Source organism: Streptomyces sp. NPDC089799 (assembly GCF_040684755.1).
Classification (GTDB): domain Bacteria; phylum Actinomycetota; class Actinomycetes; order Streptomycetales; family Streptomycetaceae; genus Streptomyces.
In genome coordinates this window covers 1-1664 of sequence record NZ_JBFBGR010000082.1, presented here as the reverse complement: position 1 = coordinate 1664, position 1664 = coordinate 1, and the positions used below count along the sequence as shown (strand labels likewise).

At 67.5% G+C, this 1664-nt stretch carries 1 protein-coding gene; it reads right to left on the bottom strand.

Annotated features, from left to right (window positions below):
- Window positions 1-6 precede the first annotated feature (6 nt).
- The gene (locus tag AB0O36_RS36970; RefSeq protein ID WP_365118384.1) at window positions 7-1617 is read right to left on the bottom strand and encodes an ISL3 family transposase; all 1611 of its coding nucleotides are present in this window, start codon (window positions 1615-1617) and stop codon (window positions 7-9) included.
- Window positions 1618-1664 lie beyond the last annotated feature (47 nt).

The window sequence follows — 1664 nt, the reverse complement described above, 5'->3', positions numbered from 1 at the left end:
TCTTGATCATGGTGAGAGCAGGATGCGGCGCCGTAGGAGATCGAAGTTCGCGCGGCCATACATTTGTCTCTTCAGCAGCTTGATCCTGGTGACGTTGCCTTCGACTGCCCCAGAGGTGTACGTCGTGGTCAGGGCTGCCTGGATGGCCGCGCGGTCTCGCCGCATGCCGTTGGCCAGGGTCCGGAGTTCGCGTTGACCGTCGAGGCGGACGTCGGCGATCCAGACCTCGAGGGCCAGGTGCTCGTTGCGGCGTTCGCGGACCATGAGTGCCAGGCGGCGGGCGTACTCGACGGTCGTCTCCAGCACGCGGTTCCGCTCGCAGAGTTCCTCGAGCCCCTTTCGCTCGACGTCTGTAAGGTGCTCGGGCCGACGCATGATCCAGTCGGTGACCCTGCGGACGGTCAGGTGAGGCGAGGGGGCGGTGGCCGGGATCGCACCAGCGCGGTAGGGCTTCAGGTGTCGGCGCACCGTGTTGACGTCACCCCGGTAGCCCAGTCGCTGGATCTCCCTGGTGAGCGCGGAGGCGTTCGTGCAGCCTTCCATCCAGCGATGGTGCAGGTAGAGGCGGTAGTCGTCGATCAGAGTGGGCCGGTGGACGGCTGCGATGAGGAGTTCGTCGACTTCTTCGGCGCGTGCGAAGCGGTTCACCGTGCCGCGGCTGAGCTGAAGATCGCGTGCGACGGCGCGAAGGCTGTCGCCGCGGGCGATGCGTTCGTGGATCTGCTGGTGGCGTTCGCGGGTGCGGGCGACCAGAGGCCGTGGACGTCCGTGGATGTCCAGTTCAGTGCGGCCGTGGCCTTCAGGCGTCGGGTCGTCATCGGTCCGACCATCGTGGGTGGTGAGGGGCTGTCGCAGGTCGGCGCGGTGCCGCCCGATGACGCGTTCGACTGCTTGCGCCAGGTTGTTCAGGAGGTGCCAGGCATCGGCGACCTGTATGGCCTGAGGGGCACCGGCCTGGGCTCCGTCGCGGAAGGAGCCGGCCCGGTCGCGGCAGATGATCCGGACCTCAGGGTGATCCCGCAGCCAGGACGCGAAGGTGGCCGCGGCCCGGTCGGCCAGGACGTCGATGGGGCGGTGGGTTGCCATGTCGATGAGGATCGTCGCGTAGGTCCGCCCCCGTCGAACGGCGAACTCGTCGACACCGAGATGCGGCACCAGCCTCGATGAGGGGAGCGGAAGTGCCCGGATAAGCCGGAGCAGAGTGTCCTTGCAGGTGTCGATGGCCATCCGCTGGAACAGGCGGGAGCCTGGCCGGCCGCCCAGGAACAGGGCCACGTCCGTGAGATGGGCGGTGAGAGCCTCCGTGCGGCGTGCGTGGCGACGGGTCAGAGACGGTATCTGCTCGGCGAACGTCCGACGGGCACAGTCCTCGTTCCCGCACACGAGTCGGCGCGCTCGCAGTTCGATTCGCACGCGTCGGTCGGCGACCGGTCGATCCGCCAGCGTCCGCTGGTAGTAGCAGTGCACCTTCGACGATCTCTGCCCGCATCCGGAACAGACCGCCGAAGCTGCCCGCGATCGCACGGCGACCCGGGCCTCGGTATCCGTCAGCACCAGCTGGTCGACCTGTACCCCAACACCAGGCAGTAGAAGGTCCGCAATCTGAGCCCCACCCATCACGCCTGATAGCTGCCCAACTACCCCCAAAATAGCGACAGAGCCCA